We start from the raw sequence: 19,809 nt of genomic DNA, 5'->3' as shown, positions 1-19,809 counted from the left end.
AAAAATATTAAGGATAAGGACGAAAGCAACTCATGCTAACGCTGACTTTTTTGGCCAAAACGGTCATTGACCTGTATGTGATGGTACTGCTGTTGCGCATCTGGATGCAGTGGGTTCACAGCGATTTCTACAATCCATTCTCACAATTTGTGGTGAAGATTACACAGCCGATTGTTGGCCCATTACGCCGGATTATCCCCTCACTGGGGCCGATTGACAGCGCATCCTTGCTGTTGGCATTCCTGTTGATGACCATTAAATATCCGCTGCTCGTATTGATTCAGAGCGGCTCAATGTCAGTCAGCCTGTACAATTTACTGTTCGGGGTGATTTCATTGGTGAAGGCTGCCGGTTACCTGATTTTCTGGGTAATGATTATTCGTGCATTAATGAGTTGGGTCAGCCAAGGTCGCAGCCCGATGGACTACCTGCTGCATCAGTTAACTGAACCTTTAATGGCACCCATTCGTCGTATTTTACCAGCCATGGGCGGTATCGATTTCTCGGCAATGGTAGTTATTCTAATCCTGTATCTGATCAATTATTTAGGTATGGATTTGCTGGGCGAGCTCTGGTTCGTTCTGTGAGTGCAGTGACAACCTTGCTGGACGGGCTGGCGCTCAGGCTTTATATTCAGCCGAAAGCCAGCCGTGATCAGATAGTCGGTTTGCATGGCGATGAACTCAAAGTCGCCATCACCGCCCCACCCGTTGATGGTCAGGCTAATGCCCATTTGGTCAAATTTATCGCTAAACAGTTTAAAGTAGCGAAAAGCCAAGTCATTATTGAAAAGGGCGAGTTGGGGCGGCATAAACAGATCAAAATCGTTAACCCGCAACAGATCCCACCAGAAGTTGCGGCGCTGCTCGAATAACAGAAACTTCCCGCTAGCATTGGGTGACTGATTGTCAGCCCAAATGAAATTCAGGACCCTTCGATGCAAAAAGTAGTATTAGCCACCGGTAACCCCGGCAAAGTGCGTGAGCTGGCAAACTTGCTGGCCGATTTTGGTTTGGATGTTGTCGCGCAAACCGAACTGGCCGTTGAGTCTGCCGAAGAGACCGGCTTAACTTTTATCGAGAACGCCATATTAAAAGCGCGCCATGCGGCACAAACTACCGGTTTACCCGCTATCGCCGATGACTCAGGTTTGGCCGTCGATGCATTAGGCGGCGCACCGGGGATCTATTCTGCCCGCTATGCTGGCATTGATGCCACTGACCAAGAGAATCTTGAGAAGTTACTCGTCGCCTTGAAAGATATTCCAGATGAGCAACGCGGTGCGCAATTCCACTGTGTGCTGGTCTACATGCGCCATGCCGCGGACCCAACCCCGCTGGTGTTTCATGGTCAATGGCCGGGTGTGATTGCTCACCAACCTGCTGGTGCTGCTGGATTTGGTTATGACCCAATTTTCTATGTCCCTGAATTGGGTAAAACCGCCGCAGAATTAACTCGCGAAGAGAAACACGCCGTTTCCCATCGTGGTCAGGCGCTGAAATTGATGTTGGATGCGCTACGCAATGCTTAAATTACCGCCGCTCAGTCTCTACATTCACATTCCCTGGTGTGTGCAAAAATGTCCTTACTGTGATTTTAACTCTCATGCCCTGAAAGGTGATGTCCCCCATCAGGAGTATGTAGAGCACTTGCTAGCGGATTTGGATGCCGATGTTCCTCTGGTCGATGGCCGAGAAATCAGCACCATTTTTATTGGCGGCGGCACCCCCAGTTTGCTCAGTGCCGAAGCCATGCAGCAATTGCTTGATGGTGTTCGTGCCCGGTTGCCGGTAGCTTTTGATGCTGAAATTACCATGGAAGCCAACCCCGGCGCGGTTGAAGCGGATCGCTTTAGCGGCTATCAACGTGCCGGTATCAATCGTATTTCTATTGGTGTGCAAAGCTTTAGCGCCCAGAAGTTAACGCGCTTGGGGCGGATACACGGGCCTGAAGAAGCAAAACGGGCCGCGGAACTGGCAACCTCACTCAACCTGCGCAGTTTCAATTTGGATTTGATGCACGGTTTGCCGGATCAATCGTTGGAGGAAGCACTGGACGATTTGCGTCAGGCTATTGCATTGAATCCTCCTCATCTGTCTTGGTATCAACTGACTATTGAACCTAATACCGGTTTCAGTTCACGCCCACCGACACTGCCGGATGACGATGCACTGTGGGATATTTTCCAGCAAGGCCATCAGTTACTGAGTGCCGCTGGATATCAACAATATGAAACCTCGGCCTATGCCAAACCGGGCTATCAATGTCAGCACAATCTTAACTACTGGCGCTTTGGTGATTATCTGGGGATTGGTTGCGGTGCTCACGGTAAAATCACCTTTAGTGATGGGCGGATTTTGCGCACCATAAAGACTAAGCACCCCCGCGGCTTTATGCAGGGTAACTATCTGGATAAACAATACGAAGTGGAAGCCGCTGATCGGCCTTTCGAGTTCTTTATGAACCGTTTTCGTTTGCTGGAAGCTGCGCCGCGTGCAGATTTCACCCATTTTACCGGGTTAGCTGAAAGCACCATTCGCCCGCAGTTGGACGAAGCATTAGCGAAAGAATATTTAATCGAAACAGAGGAATACTGGCAGATTACCGAGAAAGGAAAGTTATTCCTTAACTCACTGTTAGAACTGTTTTTATAACTCTGATTTTATAACTCTGAGAAGTAAAATAACAGGTTCAGACACTCTTTAAGTCTGAACCTGTTTTTACCGCAGCATGAGACTAATTTAATGCTTTAAGTAAATCTTTGCGCTGCTGTTCCAACGCCGTCACACGTCCACAGACCTCGTGCCCAAACTGCTGGAAATCCTGTTCCTGATTATTCCATTCATTTTGGATAGCTTGCTGTAACCCACCCAAATTACCCATAATCGCCTGTAATGGATTATTCCCACCACTGCCACTGGTTGCTTGCTTTACACCCATCTCATTCAGGCTGTCTTGCAGTACACCGCCCATGCTTTGCTGAACCAATTGACGGCCATCTTTTTCCACTTGATCAATGGCCTGATGATGGAACGTTAAGCCATCACTGCGTTTCTCAATAATGCGGCTCATTTGCTGCTTAAGCTGGTCATTCAGGGTTGTCAGTCGGTTACGCACATTACTGCTGCTTCCCAGTTGCTGAACAATGACTTTATCGAGCGACACTCGCGCTTTTTCAAGGCGCTGCTGTGCGCCCTGATCTATCCAAGGCAGGTCTTTACGCAACGCGGTCTGGTAGCGGAAAGCCTGCTGGCGCTGCGCGTCAGTCAGCGTCAATGTCTTACCGTTGCGGGTAACATCACCGTCTGGCGAAATCTGCAAATTGCCACTGGCTCCGACAACTTGCACCGATTGCGGGCTGATAATCACATCATCCTGCGGCTTTACACTGCACTGATAGTCAGCTTGTGCCTGCCAAGCGGTCAGCATCAATACCGCCAAACCCATCGTTCGTAATGCTTTTATTTTAGCTAACATAAAACTCCTAAGAAGCTGCGCCATTTAATATTTCTATGGCTCTATCGCTATTTATAACGTGCTAACCCCCACCCTGCCAGAATTTACCTCAGACATGAAGGGAAGCTGTCCTAAAAAATGGAGCGGCCAATCCGCTGTGCCAGTAGCTCTAAGGCAGCGGTTCCGGCAAGAGAGTTCCCTGCGCGGTCTAATTCCGGTGACCAAACCGCAATGCAGAGCTCATCGGGCACAATAGCAATAATCCCACCACCGACCCCCGATTTACCCGGCATACCCACGCGGAAGGCAAATTCACCCGCTCCATCGTACATGCCGCTGGTAATCATTAGCGCATTGATTTGCCGTGCTTGCATCGGCGTAATCAGCGGTTCATGACCACCAATACTGCGCCCCTGATTTGCCAGATAGACAAAACAGCGGGCCAGTTCGACGCAGCTCATGCGCATAGCGCAATAATGGAAATAGGTCTGTAGTACCGTCAACACATCGTTGTTGAAGTTACCAAAAGACTTCATCAGATAAGCAATAGCGGCATTACGGTCTGAATGTTCGAATTCTGAACGAGCCACGCGAGGATCGTAGCTAATGCTATCGTCGTTCACCAGTTGGCGCACCACTTCCAGCATCCGCTGTTTCGGGGCACTCAAGCGGCTTTGCAACATATCACACACCACCAGCGCCCCGGGGTTAATAAAGGGATTGCGGGGTTTACCCTTTTCTAACTCTAACTGAACCAATGAGTTAAAAGGCTGCCCGGAGGGCTCTTTACCTACCCGCTGCCACACATCCTGCTCAGCATAACGAGATAAAGCCAAAGTCAGACTTAATACTTTCGAAATTGATTGGATAGAGAAACGCTCTTCGGCATCTCCAGCCTGAAATATCGTGCCATCCAAGGTACAAACCGCAATACCCAGCTTATCCGCCGAGATCTCGGCCAAGGCCGGAATATAGTCAGCCACTTTTCCCTGACCAACCAGCGGACGTACCTGCTGCAAAATATCTGCCAGCAAAGCATTATCTAAACCCGTTGCCACACCTAAGCCTGTTGTCACAACGATACTCTCCAAAAATCGCCAGTAACTGCTATCGCTAACTGCGCCCGATAAAAACAAAGGCGCCTGCTTAGGCGCCCTTATTGATTATCTGCCGTTAAAACGGAAGATCAATCCCACCAGATATCAAACAGCTCAGTGGTTTCTACATTTTTCAATTTGCGAGCTTCCAGCCATTTAGTCACCAACGCGCGGTGCTCATCGGTGCAATGACCGATCTCTTGCAGGCAAATCAAACCTTCCCACTGCATATAGCCACTGCCATCAAATGCCAGACCGTTAGCTTCAATGACTTCATCGATAAAATCATCGACAGTCTTATCAATCACTTCAACACTGGTCCCTTCAGAGAAGGTCCACTGCACAGAAAAACCTAACTCCTGAAACTCATCGATATGCATTTTTTTGCGTAAACGACGACTACGATTCTTAGCCATTATTCTTTCCTCTCAAACATCAGATCCCAAACGCCATGTCCCAGACGCTGGCCACGTAATTCAAATTTTGTCAGCGGACGTGAGTCCGGACGAGGAACATAATCATTCTGTTCTGAAAGATTGCGGTATCCATTCGCACCGGACATCACTTCCAACATATGTTCCGCATAATGCTGCCAGTCGGTCGCCATATGGAACACGCCACCCACTTTTAGTTTACTTTTTACTAATTCGACAAAAGGTGCCTGAACGATACGACGTTTATTATGGCGTGCTTTGTGCCAAGGGTCAGGGAAAAACAGCTGAACCATATCCAGCGAAGCATCCGGGATCATATTTTCCAGAACTTCAACCGCATCGTGGCACATAATCCGCAAATTACTTAGGCCCGCTTCGTGAGCCGATGCCAGACAAGCGCCCACCCCCGGAGAATGAACTTCTATACCGAGAAAATTCTGCTGGGGATTACTGGCCGCCATAGTGACCAGCGAGGTTCCCATACCAAAGCCGATTTCTAATACCACTGGGGCTTCACGGCCAAACAAGGCAGTTAAATCAACAGGGGTTGCCTGATATTCTACGCCCATCACCGGCCAGTAGTTATCGAGCGCCAGTTGTTGGCCCTTGGTCAGGCGCCCCTGACGGCGGACAAAACTACGAATACGGCGCATGGCACGGCCGTTTTCATCAAATTCCGGAGATATGACGTCATTTATCATGGTGCTTTCTGTCTGTTGGTTGCGTGTATGAACGCGCATTATGCAAAGATACGCCAGTTTATCAACTATGGACGTCAGAAGTACAAAATTAAGCTGTAAATAATGGATATATCCCCATAAACCACCATTCAGGTGTCAGTGCCGCTAACACCACGGTGGTTTCAACTCAAATGGTTTCCCGAACTAATTGGAATCACACGAATGAGTCCCGATGAGCTTACTAAGGTAAGTGATTCGGGTGACAAATCTGCCGGGAGCAGATTTGAACGCTGTTTGCAGCGGCCTCAAAGAGGTGAGGCCCAAGGATGGGCCGAATAATTAAGTGCAGCTAACACCACGGTGGTTTCAAGTACAAAGGGGAAAGGCGGAAAGTTCCGGTTTACAGCCACTAAACTCTATGCTGCAATCCAGCCCTAATTTATTTATCTGCCGGATATCGATACCTGCTTATGATGCAAGCGCAACAATTCGCGCACGTGGTGCTGGAGTGGTACCAACGCTTTGGTCGCAAAACACTGCCATGGCAGTTGGATAAAACACCTTATCAAGTCTGGCTGTCAGAAGTGATGTTGCAACAAACACAAGTTGCGACCGTCATCCCCTATTTCCAACGTTTTATGCAGCATTTCCCTGATATTCGGGCGTTGGCAGCGGCACCGCTGGATGAAGTTTTACATTTATGGACTGGGCTGGGTTATTACGCCCGCGCCAGAAATCTGCATAAAGCAGCTCAGACCGTGGTTGAACGCCATCAGGGTGAGTTCCCTACAACGTTTGACGAAATACTCGCGCTGCCCGGAATTGGTCGCTCAACCGCAGGAGCAATTTTATCGCTGTCGTTGGGGCAACATTTCCCTATTTTAGACGGCAATGTTAAGCGAGTATTGGCTCGTTGCTATGCCGTTGAAGGATGGCCCGGTAAAAAAGATGTCGAAGGCCGTTTATGGCAGATCAGTGAAGATGTCACTCCCGCTAAAGGTGTTGGCCAATTTAATCAGGCAATGATGGATTTAGGCGCTATCGTCTGTACTCGCTCTAAACCCAAGTGCGAACTTTGCCCGCTGAGCCTCGGTTGTCTTGCTTATGCCAACCATAGCTGGGCGCGCTATCCGGGTAAAAAACCCAAGCAGACCTTACCGGAGAAAACTGCCTATTTTCTATTGATGCAGCACGACGCGCGAGTGTGGCTCGAACAACGCCCACCGGTGGGGTTATGGGGCGGGTTATTCTGCTTCCCACAATTTGCAGAGCAAGAAGAACTGAATAATTGGTTACAGCAGCGGGGCCTTGCCCCAAGTGACTTGCAGCAGTTAACGGCTTTTCGCCATACCTTCAGTCACTTCCATTTGGATATTGTCCCGATGTGGCTAGATACTGCATCAAACCGTGGATGCATGGATGATGGCGCAGGTCTCTGGTATAACTTAGCACAGCCACCGTCGGTAGGCTTGGCTGCCCCAGTTGAACGCTTATTGCATCAGTTAGCAAAACAACCGCTAGCAAAGTAATCAGTGGGCACCCAACCATCTACCCAAACAGCTTTATTTGGAGAGGATTTAGCATGAGCAGAACAATTTTTTGCACGTTTTTAAAGAAGGATGCTGAAGGGCAAGATTTTCAGCTCTATCCAGGTGAAATCGGCAAACGTATCTATAACGAAATCTCAAAAGAAGCTTGGTCACAATGGATAACTAAACAGACCATGCTGATAAATGAGAAGAAGCTCAGCATGATGAATGTAGAAGACCGCAAATTGCTGGAACAGGAAATGGTTAATTTCTTGTTCGAGGGGCAAGATGTTCACATTGAAGGTTACACTCCGCCGAGTAAGTAACTACACGGGGCCCTCTTGGTCCCGCTGTTATCCCCTAACTCATTTAAATTGCAGGAAAGCGGCACCAAAGCGAATCTTCAGGAGCTTATATCAATAAGTGGCTGAAGTAAGTGAAGGAAAGACACCGCACCGGCGATTTGAAGTTGACGGGGATATTTTTCATCAATATATGGCTCGTAAGATGAAGAAAATTTTAGCTTTGCTGGTAATTGCACCATTATTAGTGTCTTGCTCAGGCAATAAAAATCAGGCAGAAAACGAAGCCTTTATCAAAGACACTAACGGTTTTGAGATTTTAATGGGCCAATTTGCCCATAACATTGAAAATATTTGGGGATTAAAAGAAGTCCTAATCGCGGGTCCAAAAGATTACGTGAAGTATACGGATCAATATCAAACTCGCAGCCATATCAACTTTGATGCCGGTACCATTACGGTTGAAACTATTGCCACGACTGATCCGGCGGCTCACTTACGTCAGGCCATTATTACCACATTATTGATGGGTGATGATCCCGGTTCGATCGATCTCTACTCTGATGCTAACGATATCCAGATCAGTAAAGAGCCGTTCCTGTATGGACAGGTGCTGGATAACAATGGCGAGCCTATTCGTTGGGAATGGCGAGCAGCTCATTTCGCCGATTATTTATTGCAAACTAAAATGCAAAAACGCACGTCTGGATTGCATGTAATCTGGTCGGTAACTTTGCAATTAGTACCGAACCATTTGGATAAGCGCGCTCATAAATATCTGCCACTGGTACGGCAATCCGCCGAGAGATATGGGGTGGAAGAGTCATTGATTCTGGCTATTATGCAAACAGAATCGAGCTTTAACCCATATGCTGTGAGTGGCTCTGATGCGTTGGGTCTAATGCAGGTTGTTCAGCATACTGCCGGGCGAGATGTCTTCAAATTGAAAGGTAAAAGCGGTCAGCCAAGCCGTAGTTATCTATTTGATCCTGCAAATAATATCGATGCTGGCACTGCTTATTTGGCAATCCTGCAAAATACCTATTTGGGCGGCATTCAAAATGCTACCTCACGGCGTTATGCTGTCATTACCTCTTATAATGGCGGGGCAGGTAGCGTGTTGCGGGTATTCTCCAGCGATAAGAATCAGGCGGTGAATATTATCAACAATATGGCTCCAGGAGATGTATTCCAAACGCTGACCACTAAACATCCATCCGGTGAGTCTCGCCGTTATCTGGTGAAAGTGAATAGCGCGCAGAAGAGTTATCGCCGTCACTAAGTTTGTTGGTACTGAGAAGTCATATAAAAATGGCACAGTTCGCTGTGCCATTTTTTGTAATTAGCTCATTCGAATAACAATCATTCTCAATAAAGTATTATAGTCATACCCACAATCCCATTACTTACACCGGCAGGCTGAATAAATGGACTTCGGACTTACCGTTTTCGAGATGGTGGTAATCTTCTCCACCATGGTCATCGCCTATATTATCTTTGGCCTCACCGGATTTGGCTCTGCACTGATTGCCAGCCCAGTATTAGCACTATTTATTCCCGTGGCTAAAATTGTCCCTTTACTGGCAATTGTCGATATGTTTGCAGCTATTACTAATGTGGCGCGCCATAGCCGCCACGCGGATATAGCAGAGCTTAAGCGGCTAGTGCCCTTAATGATTATTGGCAGCTTGATTGGCGCGACTGTACTGCTGCGCACCCGGCCAGATATTTTGCTATTAGCATTGGGTGTATTTGTCATCCTGTATGCGATTTACTCCCTTAGCCGACGCAAACCCCAAGGGCAATTCAAGCCTATTGCAGCCATTCCTTTTGGCCTAATTGGCGGTATCTTCAGCGCATTATTTGGCAGTGGCGGGTTTATCTATGCCATCTATTTATCCGGACGGATAGCCAGCAAAGACAATTTACGGATCACTCAGACGACACTTATCGGCCTAAGCACCCTAACCAGAGTCATTTTATTTACTCTGGCCGGAGTCTATATGGATTTGTCGATCCTATGGATGGTTTTACTGCTAGTACCGGGGATGTTAGTCGGCTTGGTCATTGCCAATAAAATTAGTTTAGGGCTCAGTCGCGATCAGCTCATTCGCATAATAAATATCTTATTGCTGATTTCCGGCACTGTCTTGCTGGCACGCTATTTCGGTTACTGATAAACCTCATAGTCATCTTTATATTGAGACAGCCGACATGCTCGTCAGCTGTCTATTTTTATTCAGATCACTTGATGACGTAACCAAAAATACGCCGCCACTCCACATCACCTTTTTCAATATAAACACCCTGCAGTTCTGGTGAAAAGCCGGGTAACAAGTTGATGCCCTCTTCTAACGCCAAGAAATAGCGCTGCACTGCCCCACCCCATACTTCTCCAGGCACGACACACAGCACCCCCGGTGGATAAGGTAAAGCCCCTTCTGCAGCAATGCGCCCTTCCGCCTCGGCAATAGGAACCAGTTCGATGTTATCGCGAACAAATTGGATATTGGCATCTTGTGGGTTCATGACCACCGTCGGGAAACCCGCTTTTCTAAACATATCTTTTTGTAATTGCTTAACATCATAACTGACATACAGGTCATGCATCTCTTGGCATAACTGACGCAAAGTATAGCCGCGATAGCGTCCTTCATTCTTACGGTATATGGTCGGCAATACATCACACAACAGTGCATCTTGTTCAATATAGCGCTCAAATTGAACTAACATATCAACTAGATGCGCCATTTTGGCTGGATTCTCTGCCGGGGTCAGTAGGAACAGGATCGAATTAAGATCGCATTTTTCCGGCACAATACCATTCTCACGCAGGAAGGTAGCCAATATTGCCGCTGGCACACCAAACTTAGTATATTGACCACTGCTGGCATCAATGCCCGGCGTCGTCAGCAACAACTTACAAGGATCGACCAGATATTGATCTTGGTTATAACCTTCAAATCCGTGCCAACGTTCATTCGGCACAAAATTAAAGAAGCGAGCATCATTAGCAATAATCTCAGTATCGTAGTCTTGCCAATTCTTACCACCCACTGTCGGTGGAATAAATGGCCGCAACATTGAGCAGCGTTCTAATAATGATTTACGCGTTTCAATACCAAGTTTTACACAATCCATCCACATACGGCGGCCACTGTCACCAGAATGTATTTTGGCGTTGACATCCAGTGCCGCAAATAATGGATAGAATGGGCTGGTCGATGCGTGCAGCATAAACGCATTATTAAAACGCTTATGGTTACAGTGGCGTTTTTGCCCTTTGATGTGGTTATCTTTTTTATGCACCTGTGACGTTTGTGAAAAACCAGCCTGCTGCTTATGCACTGACTGAGTCACAATAATCCCAGGATCATTTTCATTTAATTCCAACAACAGTGGCGAGAAATCCTTCATCATCGGAATAAATTGCTCGTAGCCTACCCAGGCAGAATCAAACAAAATGTAGTCACATAAATGACCAATACTATCAACCACCTGACGCGCGTTATATACCGTGCCGTCATAGGTACCTAATTGGATGATTGCCAATCTGAATGGCCGTGCATCATCTGCACGTTCAGGTGCCACTTCGCGCAACTGTTGGCGTAAATAGCGCTCATCAAAGCAATGAGCATCAATGCCACCAATAAATCCAAATGGGTTACGGGCTGTTTCCAAATAGACAGGTGTTGCCCCGGCTTGAATCAGCGCACCATGATGGTTGGATTTATGGTTATTACGATCGAACAACACCAAATCACCACGGGTCAACAAGGCGTTAGTGACAACCTTATTAGCCGATGAAGTCCCATTCAGAACAAAATAGGTTTTATCTGCATTAAAGACCTTCGCCGCATATTTTTGTGCCTCTTTTGCCGCCCCTTCATGAATCAGTAAATCGCCTAATTTGACATCGGCGTTACACATATCTGAGCGGAAAATTGTCTCGCCATAGAATTCAAAAAATTGGCGACCAGCCGGATGCTTACGGAAGAACTCTCCCCCCTGATGCCCTGGGCAGGCAAAAGTTGAATTTTGCATCTCAACATATTTTTTTAATGTTGAGAAAAAAGGCGGCAATAGGTTTTTTTGATATTCACTGGCAGCAGCTTCTACCTGAGCGTTGTAAAATGCTTTATTTGCCTCGCCGAGGGTAATGACACCTTTAATTAGGGGCAAGTAATCCGCTGATACCGTCTGTTCAGCGGTAACAGCAACAAAAGTAGGGATAGCAAAGCCCAAATCATTCAGCTTTGACAATAGACCGGCATTGGCATCTTCAACCGACATCACCACTGCGGCAACATCGGTAAAATCGGTCTGATTGAGGTATACCACTCCCCGCTGACTTTCTACATAAGAAGCCAAACGAGCGCTTGTTGCTATTTTTAACTGTGTCATGTCACTTACTCTCAAACGGTCAGGTATGAGGCTGCCACTTTGGCATATAGATGACATCACACAATATGGGGAAACTTATGTGATGCCGGCAAATTGATATCTTTAACGCGCACTTTTCCAAGCTAAAATAACAGCCGGAATTAATGAGTGGACTGGTCTCAGCATCGACCAATAGACATCAGTAAAATCAGAGGTCAGCTCTATTTTTAATAATGCCTAACAGTGAGCAACAAGTAGCCTTACCGCATGGAGGGGATAAGAGACTTAGTAGAAGTGACACAGAGGAAACAGTGCCTGAGGCGTTTGATATGCATTGGATAGTGTAAAACTGCCATAACCGCCTCCTGCTTAAACTCTTGAAATGATATGGACTAGAGGAATGAATAGTAACGCTAAATTCGCGCAATAATTGCATGTTTCTGGAGGCTATTCAACCCTTAGGAATCAATAAAAATGCACATTTAGTGAATATCTAAGCTATTGTTATCTAACAAACTGTAAAATAAAAAATCTATAAATCAAATAGATGAAACATTGAATTACAGTGCAAAAATAAACATCCCAACAGTTTTTTAGCTATTTTTGCATGAAAAGAGAGCAACTGATCGCCAATCTATGAGAAACTCATTGACGATTTGGTGCCAATACGGTTTAATGCGCCCCGTTGCCCGGATAGCTCAGTCGGTAGAGCAGGGGATTGAAAATCCCCGTGTCCTTGGTTCGATTCCGAGTCCGGGCACCATATTCAGAGAAACCAGCTTAACAGCTGGTTTTTTGCTTTCTGACGTTTGGACTCTTCATCGAACACGTTCGATTATTCGCTCTGCAAGCAGCGCTCACCCCTGCGGGGCCGTCGCCAGCGACGTTCAACTCCGCTGCGCGGGTTGTCCGAGTCCGGGCACCATATTCAGAGAAACCAGCTTAATAGCTGGTTTTTTGCTTTCTGACGTTTGGACTCTTCATCGAACACGTTCGATTATTCGCTCTGCAAGCAGCGCTCACCCCTGCGGGGCCGTCGCCAGCGACGTTCAATCCCGCTGCGCGGGTTGTCCGAGTCCGGGCACCATATTCAGAGAAACCAGCTTAACAGCTGGTTTTTTGCTTTCTAGCGTTTGGACTCTTCATCGAACACGTTCGATTATTCGCTCAGCAAGCAGCGCTCACCCCTGCGGGGCCGTCGCCAGCGACGTTCAATCCCGCTGCGCGGGTTGTCCGAGTCCGAGCACCCTATTTAGAGAAACCAGCTTATCAGCTGGTGGGATAACTCGAATTCTCGCAAATATAGTCATACAAACGCTGAGTATCTTCTAATGAACAAAGGCGAGTGCCGAGATTAAGTGTCGCCGCACTACCGGCAGCAACGCCAAAACGTACAATATCAAAAAGGTCAGCACCCTCTGCAAGTTTCAGTGTCATCGCACCAACCATGCTGTCGCCGGCACCGACTGTACTCATCTTTTTCACTGGAGGAGGAACTATCTGTACACAATTATCACGATCAACGGCAAGTGCTCCCTGAGGCCCAAGCGATACGACAACCCGTTTAGCTGCACCGCGTTTGACCAATTCTTGAGCTGCATCGCGTACGTCATCAGGATGTATCAATGCTCGCCCTATAAGAGCTGATAGTTCATTCTGATTAGGTTTTACTAGTGCCAACCCTCCCAAATTCAGGCAGGCCTCTAATGCTTCACCAGAGCTGTCAACGATACATAGCAACCCCATCGTTTGAGCCTGCTTGACCAGATAAATTAATTTATCAGTCGTAGTATCTGGCGGTAAACTGCCACTAATAACCAGAATCGATCCTGAAGGAATATGTTGTACTTGCCCCACAAGTAGATCAAATTCTGCATCACTCAGTCGTGCTCCTGGCATAACAAAGCGATACTGTTCACCACTATTATCTACATGGACATGCATGTTCTGCCGAGTCCAATCCTGTGTCTTCAGCGTTTCCGTATGAACACCTTCCTGATTCAGCAACTTTTTCAAGTGTTCACCTGTAGGCCCACCAATAGGGAAAATAGCATTTGCTTGACCGCCAAGATAAACAACAGCGCGCGCAACATTAATCCCCCCACCTCCTGGCTCAAAAATAGGTGCGGTACAACGTAATTTTCCTTCAGGGTAGATTTTGGGGATCGTCGTTGCGCTATCTAGTGAAGGGGATAAAGTTAAAGTGAAAATCTGAGTCATAATAATACAACCTCCTTTTGGTTTTTACTTCGCCAATCCGACAAGTAACAATGGAAATTGTGTATTGGTAACATACTGATAACTATCACAACAATAATCATAAAGCTCAATTTCTTTATAAATTATTTGCTACAATTTTAGCCAGTATAGTGGCTACACTAAGTAAAGCACATAATATCGAGCTTTGTTTGGGTTGTACTATTTTCACTATTTTTACCGTCATCATGCTTATTTTGTATGACGATTACGCTGCATCTATGAGTAATTTAGGTTATAGATAGGATTATTATTAGTTTTGGATTTTTCTCTGAATAGAGGAAAATGAGCACAACAAGGTAGCTCTGAGATAGAAACAAGGAGGATATAAAATGTATGAATCGAGAAATATGCCGTTGATTTCTTTTAGGGCTTTTTTAAAGCGAATACTGTTACACTTCGGTGGCGCTGTACTGCTAGTGATATTCACCCTGTTTATAGGCATGGTAGGACATATACTCTTTGACGAGAATATAGGTTGGCATGACGCGACATTAAATAGCGCATTCATCGCAAATGGTATTGGTCCCTACATTATGCCACAGAGTATTGCGGGCAAGATTTTTTTTGCCTTTTACGGTATGTTTACAAGCCTGGTTTTTATGACCACATTGGGGCTAGTCTTGGCCCCGGTGGCGCATCGAGTGTTACATAAGTTTCATTTAGATGATAATCAAGACTAATACCATGATAGGTGGCGGTAAGGCTCTAGGTAAAATTAACATAACTAAGTCAGCGTTGTGTTTTATTCAAGATGAAGGATAAAATGGCCTAGCAATATTTTATCACATACTATCTTCATGTCTGGATTAGATAAAGCCGCCTCTAATATTGGACATGAGGATTTATAAAGCATCAACATTATTCACAACTCTTATCATCTATATTTACTGGGTCAACATGTGTCATGACATTTAAAACACGATAGTTATTTAATACTGTATTTCTGGCAGCGACTGCAATGTCATGCCCTTTTTTTACCGATAAACGGCCATCAATCTCCAAATGGACATCAACAATAATTAAGTCACCCATTCTTCTTGTCTTCAGGTCATGAATACCTTCAATACCCTCAGTTGCCAATAATGTTGCCTTAATTTTATCTTCCGTTTCAGTGTCTACAGCCCTGTCCATTAAGTCGTGTAGTGAGTCTGACATAAATGAATAACCCATCTTGGCCACTATAAGGCCGACGATAAGAGCAGCAACCGGGTCAAGGAATTTAAAACCTAATAAATTACCGATGATCCCGAGAGCGACAACCAGAGATGAAGCCGCATCAGAACGTGCATGCCAGGCATTGGCGACCAACATGCTGGATTTGACCCGAGTGGCAACGGCCAGCATATAGCGAAAAAGCAGCTCTTTGAGAACCAGAGCAGCTAAGGCTACCCAAAGTGCAATAATGTGTACTTGGGGGATAGCTTCGGGGTGCTGAATTTTATTTACTGCAGACCAGAGCATCCCAATACCAACAACAAAGAGTATCGCTCCCAGAATTAGTGATGCTCCATTCTCATATCGATGATGACCATAATGGTGGTCATCATCAGCACCTTTTTTACTTTTATGATTTGCAATAAGCACAACAAAGTCTGCAACTAAATCAGATAGCGAATGAATGCCATCCGCAATAAGCCCCTGAGATCCAGAGAATATCCCGGTAATTATTTGTCCTAATACTAGAAAAAAATTAACAAATACACTTATCCAGGTACTTTTGCGGGCTGCACGGAAACGCTCATGAGAATCACTATTAATATCATCGACAGTTTTGTTTTCTTGCACTTGATTCTCCAAATAACAACAGACAGCAAATATTAACCAGATGATTGACATTATTAATTACTAAAAATAATTCTTTTTTAAGTCTGGGATTACTGTCCTAAGATGTCACATGTTTTTTAAGTTAAATTTATTTTGTTGTTTTAATAGTGAAATGTAAATACTGAATCAGCTTAATTTTTTCTTAAGCATTTATGATTATGCTTCTTATTATTAGTCATAAAGAGCGATGGTAAGAATATTAGTCTAAAGTTGGCTTCTGCAACGAGTTTCTCAGTAGGGGCAATGTTGCCCTTGTTTGTAGCGATAGTATCTTCGGCGAACTGGGCTTTTAGTTGTACTCACTTGTGCGGCAGAACCAAATTGACACATTCCTGCTTGAACTCATGGCTAAACGTTTTTCTTAGCATTCTCGCGTTGCGCATTATATCTCTAACTAAGTGCCCGGCATGATTAGATCATGACAATACTCAGTTCTGGGATATTTTCTCTCTCGGCTAAAAACCACCTAAGATTGTGGTCTCAGAACAATGGAACAAGCGTATCTGTCGGCAGGATGGATAGATATCGTCGTTTCGAATGTTTCACCGTTATGATCAACATAACGACGGACAATTCTCAGGGCTGGTGAGCCGGGTTCAACGCCAAGGACTTTGGCTATTTTCGGCGACACGCCTACGGCTGTAATCGTCTGACGAACCTCTTCGCTTTTTACGCCATAGTTTTTTTCAATCAGATCACTGATTAAGGCGTAGGGATCACTACGTACCAAACGCCGTATTTTCTCGTAAATTGCGCTGGTGTAGCTGTCAGTCCAGCAAATTATTTGGGGATGGCACCGCAAATGGTGGATCGAGCTGTGAAATTCTCAACCCATCAGGGTTAATACGAAAGCGAAAGATTCAATTCTTTTATAAGGAGATGATTATGGCTCCGGCAATGCCGTCGGTCACCGCCAGATCGGGAGGAATTATCGTAGGTTTAGGTTTGGCCGCTTACCTGTTTGCGACCCAAGCCGTAAGCTGGAAAGACCTACTTAAAGATCAAGCTGCGTGGGATACCGTTATCTGGTTCAGTGTAATCATCAGCCTTGCTAGCGACCTATCCAGCCTCGGTTTTATCAGTTGGATGACCACCAAACTTGAAACGACCATCAGCGGTTTTGGTGCAACAGCCATCGCGGCTGGAGCCCCACCAATGATGGTCGCTATTTGCTTCGGTATTTTCAGTAATCTGATGTGGGGAAATACTGAATATGGCGGCGGATCAGGCCCTATTTACTTTGCTCAGGGTTATTTTGAACGGCCACGTTTCTATAGAATCAATTTCTGTGTAGTGACCTTCAATGTCATTCTGATCTTTGTGGTCGGTCGCGCGTGGTGGAAATTGCTAGGATATTATTGAGCCCATAAGTAGAGCTGGCTATACAGATAAAGTGCCTGATTTACTCTATTGAATAGCTAGCCTAAAAAATGCCCATGATACAACTCAACCCTGATAGTCATTTTACAATGGATAACATTGTTCAATCGGGATTGAGTTCCTTTAGTAATCGACTATTTCTATAAATACAGGAACGTCAGAAAAATAGTGAGTAAGTGCAATGACGAATATAGTAACTTCCAGCAAAGTCTGATGATGAATGGACTGAATTCTAAATAAATTAGCTTGTGATAGTTATTAAACCAGCGCCTGTATTTATACGGCCTGGTTTTTTCACAATAGCTAGATAGGACTCAATCGATAACATGCATTTTTAAAGAAAAAATTCAACGTTCCCCTCCGTTAAAAATACCAATAATCACATTCCCTTCCATATCAAGCTACGAAAAATCATTCATTTAATATAAAACCGAGATTACAAATCCATTTTTTCCATTTAAGATTTTACTTGGATAGCGAAAAACCTTTATAACTGCCTTATATTGCTTATTTTTAAATTTTCATTTTTTTGTACTTTCAGGTAATGCAACGGTTTAAAGATAGATTGTTGTTAAAGATACATTACTCTCTAAACAATACTTCAAGCACATCACTTTTTAGACATAAATCACAGTTGTTAAATTCCATAACTCCCGAGTGAAATTACAGAATTCCCTTGCTATCACGGGGAGTCCAACATGACTATGAAACCTAATGTGTCTGTTTAATTTCATTCATTTCTGGAGCGATAGAATGACTTATTTTTCTGAAATAGCAGGTGTTTATTACGAAGGTGCCAAAACAAAAAAACCATTGGGTTTCCGCCATCACAACCTAAATCTAATCTCAGAAAATAATATTTACTTCATAGGGTTTAGCTGCCAATCCAGCACTATCCGCTGTTCAAGAATGCCCAAAGGATTGCTGTTTCACTGTCATCCCTAAGATATTGGATTGAGTGCTTTCTTCATTGTCTTTTTTAGGCATGTGCTAGTTATGGCACAAAAAACGTGAAATATGCTGTGCGGATGGGATGAATAATCTATTTTTTGTTCCGGCAAAAGGAAATCATAATGAATACCGCCTTTGTACTCAGTACTAAAGATAAAATAGGTTATGGCCTGGGCGATATGGCAAGCGCTCTGGTCTGGCAAACTGCCACGCTGTTTTTAGCCTATTTCTACACCGATGTATTTGGGTTGCCAGCCGCGATTATGGGCACCATGTTTTTACTGGTGCGGGTGGTGGATGCCTTTATTGATCCCTGTATTGGCGCGCTAGTTGATCGCACCCAAACCAAGCATGGTCGCTTCCGTCCATGGCTATTATGGTTTGCTATTCCTTTCGGCGTCAGTTGCCTGATTACTTTTTATGTACCCGATGTTGGGCCCACAGCAAAAATTATTTATGCCTGTGTCACATACAGCCTGCTCAGTCTGGTCTATTCAGCGATTAATGTCCCTTATTGTGCCATGCCCGGCGCACTGACCCTGAATCCGCGTGAGCGGCATTCTATTCAATCCTGGCGTTTTGCTCTGTCATTTATTGGTGGCCTAATTGTTACCGTGATTGCTTTGCCACTGGTGGACTGGTTGGGAAACGGCAATGCGCAGAAAGGGTATTTCTACGCCATGAGTCTGATGGGGTTGCTTGGGGTGGTATTATTTTACTGCTGCTTTGCCATGACTCGGGAGCGATATTCTCCGCGTAATGATACTTCTGGCTCAATGCTGAGTGATTTAAAACTGCTGACAAAAAATAGTCAGTGGCGCATTATTTTTCTGTTTAATATCCTGCTGTTAACCGCAGTAGTGACTCGCGGCTCGGCGACAATGTATTACGTAAAATATGTTCTGTTACGCCCAGATTTAGTGTTCATGTTTATTGTGTCCGGCATGGTGGCTTCTCTCTTGGGGGCATTACTTTCCGAACGCCTGCTAGGTAAATTTGACCGGGTGCGGGCCTATCAATGGACGATTGTGAGTTTTGTGTTTTTTGCCAGCGCGATATTCTTTATTCCCCCTTCATCAGTATGGGTTATCTTAGCCATCAATATCGTATTTAGCTTTATTCAGAACCTTACCACACCGCTACAGTGGACAATGTTCTCTGACGTCGTGGACTACGAAGAGCACCGCACTGGCCGCCGTTTGGACGGGCTAGTATTTTCTACCGCACTGTTCGCCATTAAATTCGGCTTGGCACTTGGCGGGGCTGTAGTCGGCTGGGTGTTAGGTCTGGTGAACTATGTCCCCGGCGAGGTTTCGCAATCTGCCAGTGTACTGACCACCATCAACGTCTTATTCACGCTCATTCCTTCAGCACTATTTATCGCCATGGCCTTGCTGCTGTTTGCTTATAAACTGAATAGCCGTCTGGTCGCAAATATTGCCAACGAACTGGCTGTTAAACGCCAAAGCAGCAATGGTGCGCCGTCTCTGGCCCCGGCAACACAGGAGTAATTC

Annotated in this window: 17 protein-coding genes, 1 tRNA gene and 2 pseudogenes; 12 read left to right on the top strand and 8 right to left on the bottom strand. The window is 45.4% G+C overall.

Translation table 11 applies throughout. The features are described from left to right. Positions 1–32: 32 nt before the first annotated feature. The 4 genes from FTA96_RS18370 to hemW all read left to right on the top strand — a co-directional run bounded on the left by FTA96_RS18370 (position 33) and on the right by hemW (position 2,654). Positions 33–587, top strand: coding sequence for a YggT family protein (locus tag FTA96_RS18370; RefSeq protein ID WP_050111209.1), 555 nt, complete (start codon positions 33–35; stop codon positions 585–587). Beyond that, positions 584–874: a DUF167 family protein YggU gene (yggU, locus tag FTA96_RS18365; protein ID WP_050152294.1), complete on the top strand. Its 291-nt coding sequence runs from the start codon at positions 584–586 to the stop codon at positions 872–874. Before FTA96_RS18370 ends, yggU begins: the two co-directional genes overlap by 4 nt. 63 nt (positions 875–937) lie before the next feature. Next, positions 938–1,531, top strand: a complete 594-nt coding sequence (locus FTA96_RS18360) for an XTP/dITP diphosphatase (protein ID WP_050111211.1) — start codon at positions 938–940, stop codon at positions 1,529–1,531. Beyond that, a complete protein-coding gene (gene hemW / locus FTA96_RS18355; RefSeq protein ID WP_050111212.1) occupies positions 1,524–2,654 on the top strand; it encodes a radical SAM family heme chaperone HemW in 1,131 nt (376 codons plus the stop codon). Before FTA96_RS18360 ends, hemW begins: the two co-directional genes overlap by 8 nt. 82 nt (positions 2,655–2,736) lie before the next feature. Here hemW and FTA96_RS18350 read toward each other — a convergent pair whose 3' ends face one another. The 4 genes from FTA96_RS18350 to trmB form a co-directional block, all read right to left on the bottom strand. Next, positions 2,737–3,477 (bottom strand): YggN family protein, encoded by a 741-nt coding sequence (locus FTA96_RS18350; RefSeq protein WP_145507937.1) that lies wholly within the window; start codon positions 3,475–3,477, stop codon positions 2,737–2,739. 110 nt (positions 3,478–3,587) lie between these two features. Beyond that, the gene (gene glsB / locus FTA96_RS18345; protein ID WP_050111218.1) at positions 3,588–4,514 is read right to left on the bottom strand and encodes a glutaminase B; all 927 of its coding nucleotides are present in this window, start codon (positions 4,512–4,514) and stop codon (positions 3,588–3,590) included. 128 nt (positions 4,515–4,642) lie between these two features. Beyond that, complete coding sequence (locus FTA96_RS18340; protein WP_145574510.1) at positions 4,643–4,969, bottom strand: YggL family protein; 327 nt, start codon at positions 4,967–4,969, stop codon at positions 4,643–4,645. Further along, complete coding sequence (gene trmB, locus FTA96_RS18335; protein WP_145529879.1) at positions 4,969–5,688, bottom strand: tRNA (guanosine(46)-N7)-methyltransferase TrmB; 720 nt, start codon at positions 5,686–5,688, stop codon at positions 4,969–4,971. Before trmB ends, FTA96_RS18340 begins: the two co-directional genes overlap by 1 nt. Positions 5,689–6,137: 449 nt before the next feature. Here trmB and mutY point away from each other — a divergent pair, with 449 nt between their 5' ends. The 4 genes from mutY (at position 6,138) to FTA96_RS18315 (ending at position 9,675) form a co-directional block, all read left to right on the top strand. Next, a complete protein-coding gene (mutY, locus tag FTA96_RS18330) occupies positions 6,138–7,196 on the top strand; it encodes an A/G-specific adenine glycosylase (protein ID WP_186371493.1) in 1,059 nt (352 codons plus the stop codon). Positions 7,197–7,249: 53 nt separating this feature from the next. After that, on the top strand, positions 7,250–7,522 hold the full coding sequence (locus FTA96_RS18325) for an oxidative damage protection protein (RefSeq protein WP_004716003.1): 273 nt from the start codon (positions 7,250–7,252) through the stop codon (positions 7,520–7,522). A gap of 181 nt (positions 7,523–7,703) precedes the next feature. Beyond that, positions 7,704–8,780: a membrane-bound lytic murein transglycosylase MltC gene (gene mltC / locus FTA96_RS18320; RefSeq protein WP_050111220.1), complete on the top strand. Its 1,077-nt coding sequence runs from the start codon at positions 7,704–7,706 to the stop codon at positions 8,778–8,780. A 145-nt stretch (positions 8,781–8,925) separates the two neighbouring features. Continuing rightward, complete coding sequence (locus FTA96_RS18315) at positions 8,926–9,675, top strand: sulfite exporter TauE/SafE family protein (RefSeq protein ID WP_050111216.1); 750 nt, start codon at positions 8,926–8,928, stop codon at positions 9,673–9,675. Between the two features lie 67 nt (positions 9,676–9,742). Here the strand turns inward: FTA96_RS18315 and speF are convergent, their stop codons facing one another. Then, a complete protein-coding gene (gene speF, locus FTA96_RS18310) occupies positions 9,743–11,902 on the bottom strand; it encodes an ornithine decarboxylase SpeF (protein WP_050111217.1) in 2,160 nt (719 codons plus the stop codon). A gap of 666 nt (positions 11,903–12,568) precedes the next feature. Between speF and FTA96_RS18305 the strand changes: the two genes are divergently transcribed. Further along, positions 12,569–12,644, top strand: a tRNA-Phe gene (locus FTA96_RS18305). A 506-nt stretch (positions 12,645–13,150) separates the two neighbouring features. Here the strand turns inward: FTA96_RS18305 and pfkB are convergent. Further along, positions 13,151–14,101: a 6-phosphofructokinase II gene (pfkB, locus tag FTA96_RS18300; protein WP_145574508.1), complete on the bottom strand. Its 951-nt coding sequence runs from the start codon at positions 14,099–14,101 to the stop codon at positions 13,151–13,153. Positions 14,102–14,469: 368 nt separating this feature from the next. Between pfkB and FTA96_RS18295 the strand changes: the two genes are divergently transcribed. Next, positions 14,470–14,820 (top strand): hypothetical protein, encoded by a 351-nt coding sequence (locus FTA96_RS18295; protein WP_050124094.1) that lies wholly within the window; start codon positions 14,470–14,472, stop codon positions 14,818–14,820. A 178-nt stretch (positions 14,821–14,998) separates the two neighbouring features. On the opposite strand, the gene FTA96_RS18290 is transcribed toward FTA96_RS18295, so the two are convergent. Both FTA96_RS18290 and FTA96_RS18285 read right to left on the bottom strand, forming a co-directional pair. Beyond that, positions 14,999–15,925 (bottom strand): cation diffusion facilitator family transporter, encoded by a 927-nt coding sequence (locus tag FTA96_RS18290; protein ID WP_145574506.1) that lies wholly within the window; start codon positions 15,923–15,925, stop codon positions 14,999–15,001. A 505-nt stretch (positions 15,926–16,430) separates the two neighbouring features. Further along, positions 16,431–16,745, bottom strand: a pseudogene (locus tag FTA96_RS18285) (UTRA domain-containing protein); the annotation flags it as partial. A gap of 152 nt (positions 16,746–16,897) precedes the next feature. Here FTA96_RS18285 and FTA96_RS18280 point away from each other — a divergent pair. Both FTA96_RS18280 and FTA96_RS18275 read left to right on the top strand, forming a co-directional pair. Beyond that, positions 16,898–17,326, top strand: a pseudogene (locus FTA96_RS18280) (anion permease); the annotation flags it as partial. A 1,091-nt stretch (positions 17,327–18,417) separates the two neighbouring features. Then, complete coding sequence (locus FTA96_RS18275; protein WP_050111225.1) at positions 18,418–19,806, top strand: MFS transporter; 1,389 nt, start codon at positions 18,418–18,420, stop codon at positions 19,804–19,806. Positions 19,807–19,809 lie beyond the last annotated feature (3 nt).

Source organism: Yersinia alsatica (assembly GCF_902170305.1).
GTDB classification, from domain to species: Bacteria; Pseudomonadota; Gammaproteobacteria; order Enterobacterales; family Enterobacteriaceae; genus Yersinia; species Yersinia alsatica.
Note: the sequence above shows the minus strand (reverse complement) of the source record. Positions and strands in the feature narration are given on the sequence as shown.